The 20,075-nt window shown below is 68.3% G+C and carries 14 protein-coding genes and 1 pseudogene; 8 read left to right on the top strand and 7 right to left on the bottom strand.

Annotated elements, in window-relative coordinates; genetic code table 11:
• Positions 1-55: 55 nt before the first annotated feature.
• From ACWDRB_RS61085 to ACWDRB_RS61070, 4 genes and pseudogenes are all read right to left on the bottom strand, one after another.
• A pseudogene (locus ACWDRB_RS61085) lies at positions 56-268 on the bottom strand (MarR family transcriptional regulator); the annotation flags it as partial.
• A 222-nt stretch (positions 269-490) separates the two neighbouring features.
• Positions 491-2,479 (bottom strand): ATP-binding cassette domain-containing protein, encoded by a 1,989-nt coding sequence (locus ACWDRB_RS61080; protein ID WP_449910940.1) that lies wholly within the window; start codon positions 2,477-2,479, stop codon positions 491-493.
• Positions 2,476-3,819, bottom strand: coding sequence for a DUF4407 domain-containing protein (locus tag ACWDRB_RS61075; protein WP_449910938.1), 1,344 nt, complete (start codon positions 3,817-3,819; stop codon positions 2,476-2,478). The genes ACWDRB_RS61080 and ACWDRB_RS61075 overlap by 4 nt, the downstream gene beginning before the upstream one ends.
• A gap of 33 nt (positions 3,820-3,852) precedes the next feature.
• Positions 3,853-4,341, bottom strand: a complete 489-nt coding sequence (locus ACWDRB_RS61070) for a hypothetical protein (protein ID WP_449910936.1) — start codon at positions 4,339-4,341, stop codon at positions 3,853-3,855.
• 735 nt (positions 4,342-5,076) lie between these two features.
• Here ACWDRB_RS61070 and ACWDRB_RS61065 point away from each other — a divergent pair.
• Positions 5,077-6,009 (top strand): tyrosine-type recombinase/integrase, encoded by a 933-nt coding sequence (locus ACWDRB_RS61065; protein ID WP_449910934.1) that lies wholly within the window; start codon positions 5,077-5,079, stop codon positions 6,007-6,009.
• 28 nt (positions 6,010-6,037) lie between these two features.
• On the opposite strand, the gene ACWDRB_RS61060 is transcribed toward ACWDRB_RS61065, so the two are convergent.
• Both ACWDRB_RS61060 and ACWDRB_RS61055 read right to left on the bottom strand, forming a co-directional pair.
• The gene (locus tag ACWDRB_RS61060; RefSeq protein ID WP_449910932.1) at positions 6,038-6,985 is read right to left on the bottom strand and encodes a restriction endonuclease; all 948 of its coding nucleotides are present in this window, start codon (positions 6,983-6,985) and stop codon (positions 6,038-6,040) included.
• Between the two features lie 97 nt (positions 6,986-7,082).
• Positions 7,083-7,814, bottom strand: coding sequence for a hypothetical protein (locus ACWDRB_RS61055; RefSeq protein WP_449910930.1), 732 nt, complete (start codon positions 7,812-7,814; stop codon positions 7,083-7,085).
• A 204-nt stretch (positions 7,815-8,018) separates the two neighbouring features.
• Here ACWDRB_RS61055 and ACWDRB_RS61050 point away from each other — a divergent pair, with 204 nt between their 5' ends.
• From ACWDRB_RS61050 to ACWDRB_RS61025, 6 genes are all read left to right on the top strand, one after another.
• Complete coding sequence (locus ACWDRB_RS61050) at positions 8,019-9,608, top strand: Mu transposase C-terminal domain-containing protein (RefSeq protein ID WP_449910929.1); 1,590 nt, start codon at positions 8,019-8,021, stop codon at positions 9,606-9,608.
• Positions 9,608-10,372, top strand: a complete 765-nt coding sequence (locus ACWDRB_RS61045) for an AAA family ATPase (protein ID WP_449910927.1) — start codon at positions 9,608-9,610, stop codon at positions 10,370-10,372. The genes ACWDRB_RS61050 and ACWDRB_RS61045 overlap by 1 nt, the downstream gene beginning before the upstream one ends.
• Positions 10,365-11,849, top strand: a complete 1,485-nt coding sequence (locus ACWDRB_RS61040) for a hypothetical protein (protein WP_449910925.1) — start codon at positions 10,365-10,367, stop codon at positions 11,847-11,849. Before ACWDRB_RS61045 ends, ACWDRB_RS61040 begins: the two co-directional genes overlap by 8 nt.
• Positions 11,846-12,631 carry a hypothetical protein gene (locus ACWDRB_RS61035; RefSeq protein ID WP_449910923.1) on the top strand — a complete coding sequence of 262 codons (786 nt, stop codon included), beginning with the start codon at positions 11,846-11,848 and terminating at the stop codon, positions 12,629-12,631. The genes ACWDRB_RS61040 and ACWDRB_RS61035 overlap by 4 nt, the downstream gene beginning before the upstream one ends.
• A 304-nt stretch (positions 12,632-12,935) precedes the next feature.
• Positions 12,936-17,057 carry a MobF family relaxase gene (gene mobF, locus ACWDRB_RS61030; protein ID WP_449910921.1) on the top strand — a complete coding sequence of 1,374 codons (4,122 nt, stop codon included), beginning with the start codon at positions 12,936-12,938 and terminating at the stop codon, positions 17,055-17,057.
• 217 nt (positions 17,058-17,274) lie between these two features.
• On the top strand, positions 17,275-17,889 hold the full coding sequence (locus ACWDRB_RS61025) for an HNH endonuclease (protein ID WP_449910919.1): 615 nt from the start codon (positions 17,275-17,277) through the stop codon (positions 17,887-17,889).
• 136 nt (positions 17,890-18,025) lie between these two features.
• Here the strand turns inward: ACWDRB_RS61025 and ACWDRB_RS61020 are convergent, their stop codons facing one another.
• Entirely contained in the window at positions 18,026-18,385 is a 360-nt protein-coding gene (locus ACWDRB_RS61020) for a hypothetical protein (protein ID WP_449910917.1), read from the bottom strand.
• 222 nt (positions 18,386-18,607) lie between these two features.
• On the opposite strand from ACWDRB_RS61020, the gene ACWDRB_RS61015 reads away from it, so the two are divergent.
• Positions 18,608-19,846: a cytochrome P450 gene (locus ACWDRB_RS61015; RefSeq protein ID WP_449910915.1), complete on the top strand. Its 1,239-nt coding sequence runs from the start codon at positions 18,608-18,610 to the stop codon at positions 19,844-19,846.
• Positions 19,847-20,075: the final 229 nt, after the last annotated feature.

The raw sequence follows: 20,075 nt of genomic DNA, 5'->3' as shown, positions 1-20,075 counted from the left end.
CCCTGCTGGACAGGCGCACGACAGCTGCCCGTCGGCCGACTCCCCGGCCCCCTCCGTTCTCCTCCACCTGCTCGATTAGGCCAGCGGCCATCAACTCGGACACGGCCGCGGAGACCGAAGGCCTGGACAGGCGCATGTCCTTGGCCAGGTCGGCGCGCGTGCGAGGGCCTTTGACACGCAGTTCAGTGGCAACTCGCCGCGCTATGGGCTTGAGCTCCCGAGCTTGATCTCCAGACAGCCACGTTCGAGAGCTTGAACGAGCAATCATTAGAACATTATCTCAACATCTGACGAAACAGAGCAGCTTTTGCGTAAGCCTGAGCAGGACATTGTGTCACAATTTTACAGATTCGATCCCGTCAGGTAGTGGGCCGCCCCAAGCCATCCAGGTCCGAACGACAGCCTGCCCCGCCATCCGCGCACTGGTCGGCGCTCGGTCGTTGTGCTGAGCGGACGGTGCCGGATGGAAGGCTTGAACTGAGGCGCTGTCTCATCTCTGCTGGCGCCAGAGTGAGCGCCCGCGCCAGCGCAGTTCCATGATCAGGATTGCCATCGTGATCGCCACGGTGAAGATTGCCGCCGTCCCCAGGAGCAACATGCCGAACTGATGGCGGGTGTGCTCCCACAGGGCGTCCTTGGCCTGGGCGTAGTGGTTCAGGTCGGCGGCCGAGGCCACGGCAGCGAAGCCCAGGCGTGCCGGCAGCACCTCGCTGAACGTCTGCAGGAACCGGTTGTCCAAGTGAAAGAGGCTGCCGTTGATCACCACCTGGAACACGGCGAAGAACGCGTTCACGGTGACAGCCCGCTCCAGGGTGCTCGACGCAGCAGAGATAAGCATGCCCACGGCCATGGAGGAGGCCATGACACCGAACATCACCACGAAGATCATCACGGCGGGTGGCAGCCCGTAGAACTGGGGCGGCAGCTCCCGCCACCCATCGAAGAGCATGGTCATCACTGCGGCCATGACGGCGCAGATGCCGCCGAACACGGCCGTTTTCGCTGCCAGCAGGCTTGCCGCGCTCACCCCCACACGATGATCTCGCTGCAGAACATCGCGCTCATGGACGAGTTCCAGATACGTCAATGACGATCCGGTAAGAGAGGCGACCGTCACCAGGATCGCCAAGACCCTGTGCATCTCAGGGGTTGGTCGCAGGCCGCTTGGCGCGGCGAGAATGGCCAGCACAGTACCGACCAGGGGCAAGGTAAACAGGGCGGCCAGCGACTGGAGACCGCGCCTCTTCACCAGCAGCAACTGACGTCTCAGGGCAGTCCCGAAGCCCGTCAGAGAAACCCAGCCCCGCCAGGAACTGCTAAGCGTCGCTTCGCGCGACCGAACAGTGTCAGCTGGCGGCCGCCGAACCTGCCTGTCGAGAACCTCCATCGATGGAGCCCACTCTCGATCAGTGAGGTCGGGCGGGGGGCCGTCATAGGCCATGCGCCCCGCTCCGTCCATCACGATCACCTTGTCGACGATGCCGGGCAGATGGGTCGTGGTATGCGTCACAATGATCACCGTGCAACGAAGTTCGTCGCTGATCTTCCGCAGATCCCTCATGATGCCGCCGTCTTTCCCCAGGTCCAGGCCCGATGTCGGCTCATCGAGGATCAGCAGTTGAGGGTAGCCCACGAGTTCGACGCCGATGGATACTCGAAGGCGTTGCCCCCCAGAGAGATCTCCGATGGGCTTGTCCCACTGGTTCTCCAGCCCCAGCGACGCGATCACCTTGGCGACCCGTTTCTCAATACTCAGGGGTATGTCGGCTAGGGCGCGAACCTGCGCCGCATAGGTCAACGTCTCACGAACCGTGAGTTCCGGGTACAGGTGGCTCGAGCTCGACTGGGGCACGTAGCGGATTTGCTCTCGGCGTGGTCGGCTCCCCGCGCCCGGGAGGCCGATCAGGACCCTTCCGCCGACGTCGTGCTGGTAGTCGCCTACGAGCAATTTGGCCAGCGAGGATTTGCCGGCGCCGGACGGTCCCACCACGGCGACCACTGTGCCTCCTTCGATGCGGAGGCTGAGATCGTCGAGGAGGGCTGTGCCGTCCTTGGCGGTGACACTCACGTGATCCAATTCGACATAGAGGCCCCCTTCTCGATCGCTGGGGCAGACCGGTGCAACCGGGATGTGTGCCTGGCCGTCGCCGTGCTGGCCAGGCCGGACCGTCATGCTGGCGGCCATGAGTTCCGGCGCGATCGTGATGGTGGTTTGGCCAACCACGATGACGCTAGCTGGATCGAGGGCCGTCATCTCGCGGATCTGAGTGCCGTTGACGTGCACTAGGCCGCCCTGATCCGGGGTGATCCACCAGCGTCCGGATCCGTCCACGGTCAGTAGAGCGTGCCGGGGCCGGACCAGTGCATCGTTGATCTCGATGTCGGCGCCCGAACTGGTCGGCCCGATCGTCCATGCCGTCCCCAGACCTGCCGGGTCTGCGCCCTGGTGGGCCTGGGAGATGGTGGCGAGCTGACTCATTCGCCACCCCTCTCGGTCGCGTTGAACTGGCGCCACTCGGCCTCTAGAACTTCCGGCGAGGCCAGCGCCTCGTCGAGCAGACGCTGCCGTCGCTGCGCGGTCACGCGGTCGCGGACCTCGCTCATCTGCGCCGATTTCTTGGCGTATCGAGTCGTGGCCTTTTCCTCCCGGATGCGCTGGCGGACCTCGCTCTTGTACTCGTTCGCGTCCTGGGCCCTGGCAGAGCGTCGCAGAACTGCGTCATTACGGCGCCGCGCTGTCTCCTCGGCCACCCGGGCATTGTCGGCGATGAGCCGGTCATAGCTGGTCTGGCCCCCGAAGATCTTTAGCGCCACTGGCATCGAATCGACGATGATCAGGAAGAATCGCAGCCCCCACGCGGCCACGTTGGTGTATCCGCTGTGTGCGGCCAGGGAGTGCATCGCCTCGAAATGCTCGGCGAGTCCGGCTTCCTGCTGACGGGCTCGCAACTCGGTAAGGTCATTCTTGATCGCGGTGTTGATGGCGGCGGCGTAAGTGGACTGCGCGGTGCGCAGTTGGGTATTGAGAGTGTCGATCTGGCCGTTCAGCTCGGCCAGGCGCCTGCTGTTCTTGACCATCCGATGATCGCGCCGGTAGTCCTCGGCTTGCTTGCGCCGCTGCTGGCAATACGGTCCGTTGCCGGCCTCGCCGGTGTTGCCGAGGCCTGGCGCTCCGGTGCATTCGGCGCGGGCGTCGTTCAGCAGCTTGTCGTACGTCGTTTGATCTTTGGTCAGGGTCGTCTGCAACCCGCTGGCCTCAGAGCTCGCGGTGCTGAGCTTCTGCTGGATAACCTCAGGTGATTCGCTGCCGACTTCCAGGTGAAGATCACGGCACCTCTTGTCGTTGGTGGTGCTGTTCTTGGTTCCAGAGACCGGATTGCATCGGGCTAGCTCGCTTTGCCGCGTGACCACCTCGTGGTGGCGGCTGGCTTTGATCTCATCGTCGATGTCGGGCTTGAAAATCCCCAGCAGGAGAGGCTCGGCGATCACCACCCCGAGTACGACCGATAGCAGGACCCGAGGCCACAGCTTGCGCGCGTGACCACCGGACTGCTTAGAGGTCGTGGTCGACATCAGAAAACGATCTAGAGACAGGATCAACAATCCCCAGATCGGCAGTACGGGGAGCGTGAGCAACCGGAGGCCTCCGGTCACCATTGACAGGCCGATGCCCATGGAGATCATGGCCATGATCGCGACCGCCAGGACGACTCCTCCGAGTCCGGCATATCGGGCACGTTCGTGTGGAACGAGATCCAGAACCTTCTCCTGGCAGCCTGCAAATGAGCGCAGCCACCGGTTGATCTTGCTTATCTTCATTTCAGCGGTTCCTCGAAGCATGTTGGACGAGGCCTAGGCGATCGCCTCGGCAGGACAGTGGCACCGGGCGGCACCGTCGACGGCGGCCGTTGCCGGGTGACGAAGCCGGATGGCAGTTGAAGGATCCGCGCACTGCGTGACGACGAGCCCCGGCACATAGAGCGCCTCCGTCTCGCGAGCCTGCAGGTGGATCAGAACGAGCCGGATGATCCGCGGGTCCTCGACGTCGCACCGACCGAGCAGTGTCCTTGTGCTGTGGTCCAGCAGATGTCGCGCAAGCGTCGCTTGCACCTGCTCCGCCCTCCAGAAACCCCTGGCGAGCAGCAGCTCATGGTCGCGTACCTGGCAGAGAAATGAGGCGGTCAACTCGACCACATGCTGGGCGTCGGCCGCCGGCAGTGACAGGCGAACATCGAGGCGCTCCCGGAACACCGAGACAAAGATCGCGGCCGTCGCCTCAACCAGAATCGGATCATCAAGACCACGGGGCGCCACGTAACGATCATTGATCTGGGCGATCAAGGTCGTTCCCGCTGGCGCCACCGGCAGCTCTGCGCGCCTGCGTCGCCCACGGCCCCATCGCTTCTGTACCGGTGCGAGTGGCCGGTAGTCCACGACCGGGAACGGGCGATCAAGACGCACCACACCGGCCGCCTGAGACACGCGGAACGGTAGGAGCTTTGGCGCTGAACCGCCCGCAAGAGCTGCGTCCGAGATCGTGTTTGTCACCATAAGATCCCCTTCGAAAGCCTTTGAGGCATTTCGTCAGATACTTACTCGTAACCTTGAGCAGAGCTAGGGGAGCCGGAGTAAAGCTTCAGAACTTTGCCTATCGATCCACCAAATGCCCCTGCTTTCCGCCAGTAACGTCGAAAACTGACGGCTAGCACAGTCGCTCATCAGCCCGCGACACCCACCCGCAGATCCGCGCCGTCGTCCTGGCCTCCTCCTGACCTGGGCCACCTGCGGCGCGCCTTTCGGGACCTGGCGCTGGTCCGCCGCGGGGGACCAGCACCAGGCACGTTCATTGAGCAGCTCGGCACGACCTCTCCACAGACGTAGCCGCTCCCGGGGAGACCAGATGGCGGAGGCGGTGGAGGAACTGGCACGGGGGCAATCAGCCCAGTCGCGGGATAACCTCCGTTATCTGGCAAGATGAGCCCGGGTCGCTGTGAGCGAGCTGGGCGGACGCCGTCCGGCACTGACGGTTCGTTTCCCGGTTATCTGGCAACTCGGCGGATGGTGGAGGGCGGCGGCATGGATCCGGTCATCATCGAGCAACTCGGCCGCGCCCATCCACTCGCCCGACACCTGGACGACTTCCTCACCGACATGTCCAACGCCGGCGCCTCCGGCCAGACCATCCGCGCCTACCGCGGCGACCTGATCCAGTTCAGCGCACACCACGATGGCGACATCGGCGAGCTGACCGCCGCGCCCATCCGGGCCTACCTGGCCGAGCTCGCCGAGCTGTCGCCGGCCAGCCGCAAGCGCAAGCGCGCCGCGATCGCCTCCTTCACCAAGTGGGCGGTCCGCCACGACCTGCTGCAGGCCAACCCGATGGACCGGATAGACACCGTCAAGGTCCCGAAGGCCCTCCCCCGTCCGGCCGCGGCCGCCGACGTCGCCAAGGTCCTGGCCGCGATCTGCACCCGGCGGCCGCGCAAGGACCTGCCCCTGGACCGGCTGCGCGACCGGGTGCTGTTCGAGACCGCCTACGTCTGCGGCGCCCGCGCCTCCGAAGTGTGCGGTCTCTACGTGGAGGATCTCGATCTGCGCCTGGACGACGAACACGTCCGCATCCACGGCAAGGGCAGCAGCGTGCGCACCGTCCTGCTGGACGACCGCGGCTACGTCACCCTGCTCAAGCTCTACCTGGCCCGCGCCGGCTACACCGCCGGGCCGCTGTTCCGCGCCTCGATCAACGGGCGCGGCGGACCGCTGTCCTACGACGCCGCCCACCACCGCTGGCAGAGCTACTGCACCACCGCACGCGTTGAGATTGACATCCACCAGCTGCGCCACGCCCACGCCACCGAACTCATCAACGCCGGCGTCTCCATCGAGGCCGTCCGTCGCCGGCTCGGGCACGCCTCCACTGAAACCACCCAGCTGTACGCGCTGCTCGATGACAAGGTCGCCGACACTGAGATCCGCGCCGCCCGTCGCCGCCGAGACCGCGTCACCTGATTGGGATTGGTCCTCGACGACGTCTTCGCTATGGACGGTGCGGCAACAGCTGCTGTTCGACCCGATCGGCGACCAAGTCGGTGACCGTGCCGGCGGCGTCGGTGAGGCGGACGGACAGACGGGCACCCTCGTCGGCCTCGGTGAAGATCAGCAGGGCCTGGTTCCCGCCCACCTGTCCCGAACCGTAGGCGTAGGCCGTGCCTTGCAGCTCTCCTGCCGACAGCTCTACCCGACGGACGTCGGTGTAGTCGGTGAGCTCAACCTTGAGCCCTACAAGGCGCAGCAGTTGCGGCGGGCTGCTCTCGCGCCGCAGGAAGACGTCCTCTGGGCCTGACCAGACGACTTGCTGCTCAACGCGCACCGGCCGCCGGTCCTGCTCGTACATCGCCGCGATCGCGGGTCGCGGATCGAGACTGTCGCGCGTGCTCTCGATCAAGTCGGCGATGTGCCCGACCTCGGTGCCGTCGGCGGCGAAGAGCACATGGTTGAGGGTGAGCTCGCTTTCGTGCAACTGCCCGTCGTCGAGTTCGACCTGACCGTGAAGGGCGACCAGGTCCCGGCGCATGATGTTGTACAGGTCCGCCAGCGGGTGTCTCAGCCGGGCCAGGGACCCGTCCTGGGTGATGGGCCGCTCCGGGGTGACGGCCTCGATGTTGTAGTGGCGGGCCTTGACGGCTGCGGCCTTGGTGAATCCCGAGGCCGAGACCAGCACCAGCCGATCGGTGGGCAGGTCGGCGTGTTTGCCGTGCATTTCCTCCACCCAGGACACGTCGGCCTTGCGGCTCCGGTCGCGGCACTCCACACCGATGTGGATCAGGTGGCCGGCCACCTGGGCGACGAGGAGGACGTCGACCTCGCGCGGCTTCCCGGTCGTGCGATCGGGCAGGCTGGCGGATTCGGTGACGGTGACGTTCGGATCCAGGTGCGCCTTGACGAAGTAGACGACGGCCTGGAAGTCGTTGGAGCGTGCGGGCACCCGATCACGGTAGCCACCTCGACCGACAAACAGGGGTCGTCGAAGCGAGCTGGGCGTGATCCGACGTCGATGTAGTGGCGTGAGCTGGCCCGATCAGTCAGGTGTGGGCGGCTCTGGTTGAGTCGTCAGCTGGGCCGGCGTGGATGCGTAGGGCCACGTGGTTGCCGAGGTCCGGGTCGGTGCGGGTGCTCAGGCCGAGTTCCACGATGCGGCCGTCGCGGGGGTGCCAGGAGCGGTTCGGTGTCGTTCGGCCGAGAATCCGGTCAAGGGCGTCGATGGTCGGTTTCCACAGGTTCGGCCATTGCCTTCGGGGGCCGACGAGGAAGCCGATGTGGAGCCGAAGCGGCCCCTCGGGAAGGGTCACCGCCTCGGTGAGTTGCTGGTCGATCTGTTCTTTGAACGCCGTCGTGTCGCCGGCTGCGGTGGTCCGGACATCGAAGACCTGGCCGGGCCAGAGATCCGCTCCGGCGGGGACCGCCTCGGTCACGCCGAGATGGGAGTCCGGGGCGTGCCGCTTGGTGCCCCATACCGATACGAACCGCCTGCCGCTGACCTTGCTCAGGCTGGTGACGAGTGGGAACAGGTAGTTGTCCAGGTCATGCTGTTCCAGCAGTGGCGTGGCTACGGGAAGACCCACATCCAGCCGCAACGCGAGCGGATCCGGGAGCTGGCTGAGCTGCGGAGCGCACACCCGGGACGCCTCGGCGAGGAATTCCTCCAGCCGGACCTGGCTCGGGTGCCTGGCCGCGTCCCAGCTCGCCAGCCTAGGCCGGATCTCCAGCCGCGGGCCCGGCTCCGGCATGCCGTACACCGGTAACTTCGCGCGCATAGCGCGGAGACTACTCCAGGGCGACGACCGGAACCTGACCGAATCCGACACCTGGTATGAGCACAGCGGCAACGCCGAGGAGGCCGGCCCAGCTCGGCCGCTTTGGCCGGAGAGTTTCTCATTCGCCTGATCGCGGTGGCATGCCTTGCTACGTTCCGGTCCGGGCACCTTGTGACATCTCTCCCCCGCGGCGGGAGGCCGATCATGCCGAGAGCCGATCGCGAGCAGCGTCAGGCCGCCGTCGAGCGGCTGCGTCAGTTGCGTGCCGACGGTGATCTCACCGCCGCCCATGTGCGCCTGGCGGCCGCCGGTCTCGAGCTGAGTGAGCGCAGCGTGTGGCGGTTGCTGGGCAGCGAAGACGGTGCCGCGCGCCGTCCCGGTCCGCCGCCGTACGAGCTGACGGAAACCGATAGGGAGGCCTACGCCCACTACAGCGCGAACATCGCCGCGGTGCACCGGGCGCGCACCGCCATCCTGGACGGCCAGACCAGCGCGGCCGGCGTGCCGGTCCCGGAGTTCCTGCGCCAGGGCTGGGCCGGAGCCGAGCCGGTCACGCTGCGCACCCTGCAGCGGGCCTTCACCCGGGCGTTGTCGCCCGCCGAGCGGGCCAGTTGGAGTTCGGGCGAGCATGCCCGGCGCGAGGCCGATGTCTACCTGGTGCGCCCCGCCGCGAACCGCAACCAGGTCTGGGAGGCCGATCACAAGAAGCTGCCGATCCTGGTGCTGCCCCCGCGCGGCCCGGCGGTCTGCCCGTGGCTGACCACGATCGTCGACGACGGCACCCGCGCCCTGCTCGGGTGGGCGCTCGCGCTGACGCCGCACGCCGGCACGGTGCTGACCGCGCTGCGGATGGCGCTGGTCTGCGACGCCGAACGCGGCCCGTTCGGCGCGATCCCGGCCCTGGTGCGTATCGACCGCGGGCTGGAGTTCGCCGCCGCCTCGGTGCGCGAGGCGATGGCCGCCTTGTGCGTCGAGGTGCTGCGGCTGCCGGCGCGTCAGCCGCACCGCAAGGGCAAGATCGAACGGCTGCACCGCACCATCGACCAGACGCTGCTGTCCGGGCTGCCAGGCTTCACCGAAGGCCCGCGCGATGTCGCCGGCAGGCTGTACGGGCCGCTGGATGACCGGGCCGCCGCCCGTGCCGCCGCAACCGATGAGGCGGTTCAGCCGATGCGCATCGAACGCTTCGCCGCCCACTTCGCCTCCTGGGTGGCCTGGTACAACACCGAACGGCCGCACACCGCGCTGAACGGGCGCACCCCGTTGCAGGCGTGGAACGACGATCCGTCCGCGCTGCACCGCATCGGCGCCGAGCGGCCACGGCACCTACTGCTGGCCGGCATCGAGCGCACCATCGGCAAGGACGGCATCCGCCTGCACGGCCTGGCCTACATCGCCCCCGAACTCCAGGGCCGCCGCGGCCAGCAGGTGCAGGTGCGCTACATGCCGCACGACGACCGCTTCATCGAGGTCTATCTCGACGGCGCCCACCTGTGCACCGCGCACCCGCAAGGCCAGCTCACCGACGAACAGGTCGAGGCCTTCCGCGCTCACGCCCGCCAGGAGACCAAACGGCTGGCCCGGCAACGCCGCCAGGCCAGCGCACGTACCCGCGCCGAGCTGGCGCCCCTGTCCGACGATCAGAGCGAGCCGGCGCAGGCGCGGCTGCTGCCCGCCGCGGCGCTGACCGACCAGGCCCGCCGGCGCGCCGACAGCGAGCTGACCCGCCGCTCGCGCAGCGACCTGCTCGGGCTGCGCCCGGTCCGAGCCATCCCGCCCAAGGAGACGCCCTGATGCCCGCCCACTTCCTCGGCCTGCAGGGCGCCGCCACGCTCGACACTGCCCAGTTCCAGCTCACCGGCCGCATCATCGACGACCTCATCGACTACTCGGCCACCGGCGTCATCCACGGCCCGGCCGGCGTCGGCAAGACCTTCGCCGTCGACGCCCATCTGGAACGGCTGCGCGAAGACGGCGAGCACCGCGTCATCACGTGCTCGCTGGCCTTCCCGTCCAAGCCCACCATGCGGCGGGTGGCGGCCGAGCTGTTCATCGCGCTGACCGGCGGCCCGCCGCCGCGCTCGCACAGCCGCTTCCACCTCATCGCCCACCTGGTTGGCCTGCTGACCGGGCCGCGGCGCCTGGTGTGCGTCGATGAGGCCCAGCGGCTCAACAGCGATTGCATCGAGCTGCTGCGCCACCTGCATGACCACCACGACACCCGTTTCGCGCTGCTGTACGTCGGCGGCGACGGCTGCTGGGAGGTGCTCTCGCGCGAGCCGATGCTGCGCTCGCGTGTCTTTCGGCGCCTACCGTTCAAGGCGCTGCCCGGCGCCCAGGTCCCCGAGCTGATGCGCGGTTACCACCCGATCTACGCCGAAGGCGACGACAAGCTGCTGCTGGACATCAACGACTTCTACGCCCACGGCACGCTGCGCGACTGGGCGGCCTTCACCCACACCGCCGCCGCGCTGTGCCGCCAGGCCGGCCGCGACCACCTGGACGAGGCGGTGCTGGCCAACGCCTACACCCTGCTCGGCGGCGGCCTGGATGACTGACCGCCGCCTGTGGCCCCACCCGCAGCCCGTCATCGTCGACGATCGGCATCATCTCCGAGCCACCCAGCGCTACCTGTACCGCCTCGGCGTGCTCCACAGAACGAACACGCTCTGCCAGCGGCTGCTCATCCGCCCCACGCCGGGCGGCGGCGATGAGGTCACCCTGGCACTGGATGTGCTGGCCGCGCTCGGCAAGAACCCCGAAGGGCTCCGCCGCGACAAGATCGGCGGCGCCGGATGGGAGCTGGCCCGCGCCTGGCTGACCGCTACCGACATCACCGATCTGCTCATCGACCGCGCTAACACCCTGCCCCTGGAGCGCATCGCCGACCTGATCGCGTTCGCCGACGAGCTCGGCATGTGGTTGTGGCTGATCTGGGGCGGAGATGAGCACCTCGGCCCGACGATGAAACTGATCGTCGACGCCGGTCATCGCGATCAGGTGATCCGCCCGCAGGACCTGTTCGACGTGCTGCCGCTGCCCGCGCCCGCCCGGCCCGAGCATCGCGAGCTGTGGCCCGACTTACCGGCCGCCGACTTCACCACCTTCCGCGCCGCCTGCCGCCGCCACCTGTCCCCGCGCGCCTTCGCCCGCGCCGACGAGCTCTACCGGGCCGCCGTCGGCCGCGTCCACGCATGGATGGCCGAGCGCGACCCCCGCCTGTACGACTGGCTCGCCCTGCCTTCACCGCCGCTGAGCGACATCGGCGTCGACCTGATCGGCTGGCTGCGCGACACCCACCTCGGACCGGCGGCCGAACCCGCCCCGGCGCTCATCGCGCTGCGCGCCACCCAGGCCGCGCTGTTCCGGCACGCCATCTTGCTGCGCTGGAACCCGGCCACCCTCGGCCCCGATCCCGCCGCCCGGCTGCCCGGCGACCTCACCCCGGCCCGGGCCCGCGACCTGACCGCGCTGGCTCCCACCGATCACGTCGCGGCCACCGCGCTGTCTCTGCATCTGAACCTGCCGCCCATCCACTTCGGCTGCTTCCGCTACGGCGACCTCGCCGCCGACGCCTCCCGCCTGGCCGCACCCCCACCGCACAGCCACCCGCCACCACCGCAGGGCAAGCTCTTCTACACCCCGAGCGGCACCCTCACCACGCTCACCGTCGCCGAGGGCGAACTGGCCTGCCAAGGCCCGATCCTCATCCCGCCGCACGCCCGCTATCTGCTCGCCGCCCACCAGGCCCTGCGACGCCACCAGAACGCCGCCGACGACGAGCCGCTCTTCCTCAACGACCACGACCCCACCCGCAGCCCGGCCACCGTCTTACTCGAGCGGACCATCCGCACCTGCCGCCGGCTCAACCTCAACCCGCCCTGGCTGCACCGCGACCCCTGCAAGTACGGCGCCGACGTCGGCCTCACCCCACGCCACTACGGTTGGCTGAACGAACGCGCCCTGGTGCTGCGCCAGCTCGACCACGAGCTCACCGCCCGGCTGACCTTCCCGCCCGTTGGACGACCCGCATGAACCGTGAGCTGTTCCAGCAGCGCGTCGAGCAGGCCGCCCTGTCGCTGTGGGAACTGGGCGACCTCCTTGGGATCCACCCGCACCATCTGCACACCGGCGACGTCCCCGGCCTGGCAGTACTGCCCGCCCAGGTCATCATCGACCTGGCCCGCCGTCTCGATCTGCACCCCGCCGACCTCATCGAGGCGCTCGATCCGCCCACACCCGCTCGGAGCACCACCACGGCCGACACCGCGCAGCCCGACCTCGACACCGACGCGCTGACCGTGCTCACCGCGCTGGCCACCACCAGCATCCCGCTCACCGCAGGCGAACTCGCCGCGGCGCTGACATGGACGCTCGATCGGGTCACCGCAGCGCTGAACCACGCGCACGCTCATCCCGCACTTGCCGGCCCGGCCGCGCTGCGCCGCGTCCCCCCGGATGGCTGGACCATCTCCGCCCGCCTGGACGTGCTCACCGGCGACCAGCGCCGTGCCCTGGCCGACAACGTCCGCTACCGCGCCCCGCTTACCGACGACGAAGCCAACACCCTGCTGGCCGCCTACGTCTTCCACGGTCGCGGTGACTACGAGAGCTGGCGCCAGGACCACCTCGACGCCGAACAAGTACTCAAGGACAGCGGCCTGCTCCACAGCCAGAACGGGCCCCACCGCGTCAGCCTGGACGACGATGTCCGCTTCAGTCTCGACCACCGGCCCAGCGCGCCAGCCGACACCCACGCACCGCGAGACGGCTTCCAGGCCGCGCGCCGCCCGGCTTCGCCTACAGAAGCGCAGTGACTGAGTGTCACCCTCACTGACACCAACTTGTCGCGAGCCACTGCCAAGAACCTGTCGTTTCCACTGACAGAAACTCGTCGCTCAACAGGAGCCGAAGGCGGAATCCGACAACTCAACCTGAACACCGACACGAGCACCGACAACAACACGCGAACACCGTCAGCTTCAACTGCAACCGACATTTCGCTTGACCTAAGGTCAATCTGGCCCCAAGATCGAAATGGCGGAATGGACAAAGGTATCTGCGATACGAGCCTTCGGCCCGACGCGGCCTTCCCGCCCGGTCGGCGGGTCTGGAAAGGGGGTGGATCACGTGGCGTGGGTGAGCGTGATCGGCCCCTCGATGGAACAGGTCGACTACCGGCTGCAGGAGGGCGCCGGCTGCGGACTCCACCACGACGACGACCACGGGCACGAGGGCGGGCACGCCGACGCCGACGGGCAGATCACCTACCGGCTGGCGGACGAGCGCGGACTGATGTGGATCGGCCAGGGCCTGCGCGAGCTCGGCCTGACCTCCGAGACGTCGCTCGCCGCCATCCAGCACGACGTCGCCCGCGCCATCATGAGCGGGCTGGACCCGGTCACCGGCGAGGTCCTGGTACCCGCCAAACATGTGAGTGACCCGCGCGCCAAACTGCCGGCCGCACCCCTGGGCGAGGCCCTGGAGGCGGCGGCCGCCGAGCACGGCACGACCATAGAGCAGCTGCTCGCCGAGCGGCCGGTGATGGTCGCTCGCGCCGCCCGGATGGCGCGCGGCATCGCCCGCCAGGGCGAGGCGCACCTGATCCCCATCAAGGACATCGAGCAACTGGCCCGCGCCGCCGGCATCGACCTGACCCAGGTCTACAGCGTGCGGGAGCTGGCGCATGCGCGCAAGTGGCGCGATGCGAAGGTCCGCATTGGCAACCGCGGCTACGACCTCACCTTGGACGTCTCCAAGAGTGTGTCCGTCCTGTACGGGTTGGCCGACCAGACGTTCGCCGGCGAGCTGGAGGACGTCTTCGCCGCTGCCGTCGCCGAGACGGTCACCGCCGTCGAGAAGTGGGCTGCCTACGGGCAGCGTGGCCACCAGGGCGACGGGCAACTCGCTCAGCAGGCCGAGTCGACCGGGTTACTCGGGTGGGTGATGTGGCACCGCACCGCCCGCCCGGTCGGCAAGGCCGCACCCGACCCGCACCTGCACGCGCACGTGACGATCGCCAACATGGTGCGCGGCCGCCACGACGGCAAGTGGTCGGCGGTCGCAGCTGGTGGCCGTGACATCCACCGGCACGCTCACGCCGCCGACGCGCTGCTCAAGGCCCGCCTGCGCCGTACGCTGACCCAGCGGTACGGGATCGCCTGGACGCGTGACCCGCACACCGGCGCCTGGGAGATCGCCGCGATCCCCGAGCAGGTCCGGGTCCTGTTCTCCAAGCGGGACGGCCAGGTCAAGGCGCTGCTGGCCAAGCTCGGCACCACCTACCGCGAGGCCTCGCGCGAGGCCAGGGTCGTGGCCTCTGCTGAGTCCCGCCAGGCCCGCCCGGCCGACCAGGGAGAAGTGGACCTGCGCGCGGACTGGCACCGCCAATGCCGGGCCGCCGAGGTCGACGCTGCGGCCCTCGTACAGGACTGCCGCCACGGCCGCGCCATACTTCCTGAGCGGCCCAGCGCGCAGCAGATCGCCGACTGGATCTGGCGCCCCGAGCACGGCCTGACCGCTCACCGCAAGGTCGCCACCCGGGCCGACGTGCTCGCGGCCGTCATCGACGCGCTGCCCGACGGCGTGAACGACCTGGCCGAAGCCGAGACGCTCACCAACGAGGTCCTGGCCTGCGCGCCCGCCGTACTGCTGCCGCCCTCCGGCGCGAGTCATCTGACCAACGCCTCCCGCTACACCTCCAGCGACATCCTGCAGGCCGAGCAGGCGATTTTGGCAAGCGTCCGCCAGCGCTACGACACCGGCGTGGCCGTCGTCGAGGCCGACGCCGTATGGCTGGCCATCGACGCCTTCCAGGTCACCCACGGCCTGGAACTGGCCAGTGAGCAACGGGCCGCGCTGGAGCGGGTGCTGACTGCCGGGCACGGCGTGGAGGCGGTCATCGGCGTGGCCGGAGCGGGCAAGACCACGCTCATGGCCGCCGCCCGCGCCGGGTTCGAGAGCCGCGGCCTGGTGGTGCGCGGCGCCGCCACCGCCGCGGTGGCCGCCGCCAACCTCACCGCCGAGTCCGGCATCTCCGCCCACACCATCGCCACCTGGCTGCAGCGCATCAACGACCCTGAGCGTCCTGGCCTGACCGGCGTCGACGTGCTCGTGGTCGACGAAGCCGCCATGGTCGACGACCGCGAGCTCGCTGCCCTGCTCGGCGAGGCCGAACAGACCGGCACCAAAATCGTGCTCATCGGCGACCCGCTGCAACTGCGCGCCGTCGGCGTCGGCGGCGGCTTCCGCGCCACCCACCGCCAGATCGCCGGGCTTACCCTGCGAGAGAACCGCCGCCAGCGCGACCCAATCGAACGCAAGGCGGTCGAACTATGGCGGGCCGAGCAGCGGCACGAGGCCCTACGCACCTGGGGCGAAGGCGGCAGCGTCCACGCCGGGCGCGGCGCGGCCGACACTATGGCCCGCCTGGTCGCCGATTGGGCCGCCGCGCGCGAGCCCTACCGCACCGGCACTCCCGACGCCGTACACGACGAGCTGGCGAGCGTGCTCGTGCTCGCCGGCACCAATGCCGCCGTTGACCGGCTCAACCTCGCCGCCCGGGCCGTACGGCGGGAACAGGGCGAGATCACCGGCCCCGACCGGGTCTATCGCGTCGCCGGCGGCCGCAGCATCGCCCTGGCCGTCGGCGACCACGTCCGGGTCCGCCGCAACGACTACCGCGCCCGCCGCGGCGAAGCCGACCTCGATGTGCTCAACGGCTACCGCGGCCAGGTGACCGCCATCGATGAGCGCGGCCGGGTTCAGGTCGAATGGCGCCACACCGGCCTCGACGGGCCCACCCTGGCCAGCCAGTGGATCAGCCCCTTCTACATCGCCGACGGCGGCCTGTCGTACGGCACCGCGATGACTGTGGCGGCTGCCCAGGGCCTGACCGCCGCGTACGCGCTCATCTACGGCATGGGCCTGGACCCGCATACCCTGTACTCGGCGATGACCCGCGACCGGGAAACCGCCCGCCTGTATCTGCCGCGTGAGCTGCTGGAAACCGACGCCGACCGCGTCTTCCACGGCCGGGTCCGCGGCAAGGCCGACGAGCTGCAGCGGACCCTGGAAGCCTACGCCGCCACCTTGGAAGGCGAGCGCGCCGATGCCTTCCTCACACGCGAACCCGCACCGATCGCCCCCGAGGCACCCCAGGAGGTCGGCGAGCGGCCTGCCCGCAGTACCGAGCGCTCCGCCTCCGCTCGCGATGCTGAACGCGACCTGGAGCGTGACCTCGACGAGGACCTGGCCGAACCTCCCGCCGCCTCCACTCCTTCAGTCGACGCCGAGCGTGGCGCACGAGTCGATGCCGGGCAGAAGGCGCTGACCTCCGTACGCCGTGCCACCGCGTTGCTGACCCTGTCGCAATCCCGCTTTGGCGTGGGCCTGCAATCGGCTGACGAACTCGACGCGCGCGCAGGGCAGCTCACCAAGCAGATCGCCGCGGCGGCCGCCAAGGCCCAGGCCGCCGAGCAGGACAAGGACCGGTTCGCTCGCGAGGGCGAGGGTCGCGCCGAGCGGGCACTGCTGTCCAAGCGTCAGCAGCTGGCCGAGCAGGCGCGGCTGGTCGAGGCAGCAGCCCAGGCAGCCGACCAGCTTCGGCAGGGCCGTCAGAGCATCGCTGACACCCGCCAGCAGTTGGAGACGCTGCGCCAGCGCGAGCTGGCCATCACCAACGAGCTCGACGACCTGCGACCTTGGCACCGAGCGCGGCGGCGCGAACTGGAAACCGCGTTGCCGGAGGTTCGCGAGCGTCAAGCTCACGAGCACGAACGTGTGAACCAGGCTCTCGAGCATGGCGCGGAACTCCAAGAGGCTGCCCGTCAGGCCGCCGAGCAGGCTCCACCGCAGGTGGCCTGGCCATTGGTGCGGCGCCGCCACGCCGATCTGGAGCGCGACTTTGATTCGGTCCAGCGCGGCGCTCGCAGTCGCGACGTCACGGAGGCTGCCTTGCGCGCGCAGGAGGCTCGCACCGCTCAGGCAGGACTTCAGCAGGAACAGGCCGCCGTCAGAGAAGAGAAGGCGCGACGAGCCGACTTGCCACCAGACCGGCGCGACATCGAGCAGGCCGCCCGACTCGAACACGCTGAACGCCAGCGCCAAGCTACGGCCGAGCGCGATGAGGAGGCCCGTTCGGCATCCAGCCGCAATTGGCCCCGCAACCGCCAGCAGGCACATCGGCCAGCGCCAGAACGCGATCGCGACAGTGCCGAGCCCGAGCGTGACCTCGGCCGCTGACTCATGTTCGTAGCTCCGGGGAGAAGAACATCTTTCAGCTTGGACGAGCAGCTCCGCCTCGCGGACGGCGCTCAGCGATGACCGTGGTGTGCCTTTGGATCTGGCAGGCCGCTCGTCTTGAGGACCCCACAAACGTCGCCGGAGCTGGGACCCTTCTCTCGGCGGAAAGCCCGGCGTAGTGTCGTCTCATGGGACGTCGGGCAGGCCAGATGGCGTGATGGGACGCTACCTCGAAGGACCGAATGGTCTGCGCGTGGAGCCAGTACAGCTAACTCCTGGCAGCGTGCACTGGATCTTCGCTCGGATGAGGTACTACCTTCTGGCCCAGGACGTGTTCCGGCTGGGTCGTCTCCAATGGGTCATGGAGACCTCGATGCTGAAGACCCTGGCCGGGAAGCACCGCAGCACGGTCAACAAGATGGCTCGTAAGTACAAGACGACGATCGAGTCACCAACCGGACCGCGCCGGGTCTTCCAAGTCACCGTCGAACGCGATCGAGGAAGGAAACCGCTGGTCGCCCGCTTCGGCGGGATCCCGCTCAAACGGCAGCGCACGGCCGTCCTCACCGACCAACGTCCGGTTATGAATAGCACCCGGCGCAACGAGCTGATTCATCGGCTCTTAGCCGGGCGCTGCGAGATCTGCCAGGACACGGTGAACATCGAGGTCCACCACGTCCGCAAACTCGCCGATCTCAACCAACCCGGACGACGGGCCAAACCCGCCTGGATGCACCTCATGGCTATGCGACGGCGCAAGACCCTTGTCATCTGCCGCCGCTGCCACGAAGACATCCACGCTGGTCGAGCCACCCAACCTATCCGATCATGATCACTGGAGAGCGAGGTGCGGGGAAAGCTCGCACGCCTCGTTCGGGAAGAGACCGACGGAAAAGGGCCCGTCCAACGGCACCTCGCCGGCGGTCGACTTCACTCTGAGGGGGCTCCGGCGCTGCAAAGCGCCGGAGCTACCCGACGTGCCGCAGTTCGGGCCGCTGCGCACGTTCGTGATCGCCGGCTCGGACCATCCCAACCACACGGTCTTGGCTCGTGAGCTTTGACCAGCAGTATGCGTGCCGCCTCTCACGGACCATCAGCGTGTGGGATGGTGGTCCGCTCACAGCCGAGGACTTCTCTGGCGGCCCGGCGGGCGTCCAGCGCGTCGCTTTCCCGCTGTCGCGCCGTCTGGCACGCTTGGGCCGGTCGAAGTCGATGACCTGCTGGCCGACCTGGCGCAGGACACACTCGAGGCTGGCGCCGTAGCTGCGGGTGTCCTCGATCGCCCACGCGACCTTCGCGTCCGGTGTGTGTTCGGCGGCCCAGCGCACCGTCCGATGACGGCATCCACTGACTCCGACAGCATGGCCATCTGCGGTTCTCTTGCGTCCGACGGCGCTGGGGGGCCTGGACGATGTATCACCCGAACCGCTCCGGGTCCGGTGGAGCCTCTGGTGTCCCGGAGTGGTCGACGAGAGCGTCACGAAAGCATCACGTCAGTACTTGATGCTGCACTTGTGACAGACGTTTCGAACGAAGGGATCCGCCCAGAGATGACCAACACGGACGCGCACGACCCGCTCGCCTGCCCCATCACCCATCCGCTCGACTTAGGCAGCGACGGGGTGAACCGTCCGGGCCTGTATCTAAACCCCCAATACCACCAACTGCGTGAATCCGGCGCCGGCGTCAGCGTCGTCACCCGGCTAAACGGCGCGAAGGCGCATCTGGTCACGCGCTACGACGACGTATTGATGGTGCTGCGCGACCAGACGATCTTCTCCCGGGAGAAAGCGCTCGACGACGACGACATCGACCTAGCCGGCACCCTCTTGGGCCTCGATCTGAACGACCACGCCGCGGTCCGCAGTGTGGTGGCCGACCACTTCACCCCCCGGGCGGTGGAGCTCCGCCGCAAGCAGATTGGCTCCCGCGCGGCCGCTCAGCTTGAGCACATGCTGCGACTGGGCGAGCCTGCAGACCTGATGGAAGCGTTCGCGCTGCCGTTCGCTCTCGACATCATCAGCGACATGTTCGGCTTGCCCGCACAGGACAGGCGCCAATTCAGAGCCTGGGGCGAAGCGTTCCTGGCAACCAGCGACCTCAGCCGCGCGGAAGCTGCTGACGCGCAGATGGCGATGGTTGGATATCTGGCCGATCTGATCGAGCAGCGGCGAGTGGAACCGGCCGACGACCTGCTCTCGACCATCGCCGCCCGCAGGGGGGATTTGCCCCCCGACCGGCTCATCAAGCTTCCGCTCGCGTTGCTCGTCGGCGGCTGGGAGACCACAGCGAGCAGCATCGGCACGTTCGTCCAAGTGCTGCTCACGCATCCATACATGGGTTACGAGACGGGCTACGCCTACCTGGTGGACCACCCCCAGGACGTGGAGCCTGCGATCGTGGAACTCGAGCGAATGTTCACCAACGCCGCAGCCGACGCCATGCCACGGCGGGTGACGAAGGATGTGACTCTGCCGAGCGGGGCCAACCTTCACGCCGGCGACCTGGTCATCCCCTCGCACGACGCCGCCAACTACGATCCGCGCGCGTTCACCACACCTGAGCGGATGCACTTCACCCGTACACCAAACCGACACCTGGCTTTCGGGCACGGACCCCATTACTGCATCGGCCGGCACCTGGGGCACACCGAGGTGGTCTCAGCGATCGGCCTACTGCTGCGGGAGCTTCCCACGCTGCGCCTGGTGGTCCAGGAGATTCCGCGCAAGACTGGCCAGATCATCGCCGGCCCCGAACAACTGCCGGTCGCCTGGGCATCGTCCACCTGAGATGTGACACCGCGACGAGCTGACCGGTTGTGGAGTGGACGATCTCGCTGTCCTGCTGGCGCGGCGCTGCCAGGATAGGGAGCCATGCCGCAACCGCTGTTAATGGACTCGCTCCTGAGTTTCCTGCGCCGCTTAGTGCCCGTGTACAAACTGATCCCTGCGCCTGCTGCATGGAGTCGATATCGGGCGAAATCGTGACGTAGGGCGAATCGTCTGCGACATAAAGTGA

This window comes from Nonomuraea sp. NPDC003707, assembly GCF_053587055.1.
This window is presented reverse-complemented; position numbering and strand designations above follow the sequence as displayed.